A 1,522-nucleotide genomic window follows, 5' to 3' on the forward strand; every position below is an offset into this window, starting at 1 on the left:
TTCGAAGTTCAAAGCGAGCAACACTATCCCGGTTGTCGCTTTCAAGAACCTCGATCCGGGCGATCAGCTCGAACTTTTCATGCAAATCAACGAAAACCAGAAAGCGGTGAGCCCGACGTTGCGGATCACACTTGAAGAGGATCTGTACTGGAACGCCAGTCGCCTGGACTCGCGTTTGAAGGCGCTGCGCTCGTCAGTGATCCGCGCATTGGGCGGCGATACGTCCGGTCCGCTCTACAACAAGATTTCGCTTGGCGAGGACAAGGCTGCGCTTCAGGCGAAGCCGTTCGCCGACGCGCTGCTCAGGTGCAAGCTACTCCCTGAAGGCAGAGGCAATAAATTCGTCGACGGTAGCACGGCAGCGTCGCTGTACGAAACGGCCAACGTCGACCATAATGCGGAGATGATGAAAGCCCGCGATCGCGCGGTCAGTCTCATCAACGCTTGCTACGAACTGGCTGAGGAGATCCTGAAGGCGCATCAGGACGCATTCCACACTTACATCCTCTCAAATCGCGGCAGCTTCGCATTCGTTTCTTTGATCGGTGATCTGCATGCGTTCGAGACAACACACGGTGTTATCTCCATCAAATCGACCACCGACGAGCGTATCGCGGCGCTCGACAAATATCTGTGCGCGCTATTCAAAGCGCTGCAGACGATTTCGCCGGAGAATGCCGAAGCGTTGACGGGCAAACTCGGTAGCGGCGCGGAAACCACATGGCTGCGGATCTTTCAGGGCTACATTCACGCCAAATTCGCCGATTACAATCCGCCCGAACTTCAGGATTGGAAGGAGCGGCAGGACAAGGCGCTGCAGACCGAGGGCCGGGAATTGGGCACGCAAATCGAGCGTCACATGAAGCATTTCATCATCGATCAGCTGCAGGCCCTGTTCGGTGAAAACTGGGACATCGAAATCGGGTCGATCCAGCGCGACTGCGAAACGCGTGCGAAGGAGCAAATGGAAAAGAACTATAAGGAGGGGCTGGGACGGCAGGAAATACCATGGACCGACCAGTTTTTCATCAAGGATTACAAGGCGATCATCGAAAAATACTGGACGAAGAAGCCTGATAGAAAATCGAACGCCCAATCGTTCGAGCAACATTTTTCAATCGATGTCGGTCACGGATTGGGCAGCAAAGCCGACAAGATAAAGTGGATTTCGCTCTTCAATACGCTGCGCAATAACTGGGCGCATGAGGGGACGAAGGAAAAGGGCCTAAACAAGAATGATGTCGATTTCCTGTCGAAAGTTCACAGCAAGCTCGGTTTGTAGCGCGCACGACACGACACTCGTTACCGGCGAGAGGTATGAGGCAGGCGGCAAAGCGCTGAACGTTGCGGACATACTGGTGCTGGGTGCGCAGCGACAGCCCACGCACCATCATGTCTTGCTGCATCTGCTGGCGTAGCGGGCTGATCTGACCGGTCGTCGAGTTGATAGCCATGACAAGTTCCTCTCGTTGAAAGGACTTGCCATGGTCAGACGGCGGCCTCTCTCCACCCAAAGCCTATG

Annotated in this window: 1 protein-coding gene; it reads left to right on the forward strand. The window is 54.9% G+C overall.

Annotated features, from left to right (window positions below; all coding sequences use genetic code 11):
• A partial coding sequence (locus tag ABL922_RS14985; RefSeq protein WP_349025005.1) for a hypothetical protein occupies positions 1 to 1,282 on the forward strand: 1,282 nt, incomplete at its 5' end.
• Between the last annotated feature and the right edge of the window lie 240 nt (positions 1,283 to 1,522).

Origin of the sequence: Sphingorhabdus sp., from assembly GCF_040079335.1 — a bacterium.
In the GTDB taxonomy this organism is placed as follows: domain Bacteria; phylum Pseudomonadota; class Alphaproteobacteria; order Sphingomonadales; family Sphingomonadaceae; genus Sphingorhabdus_B.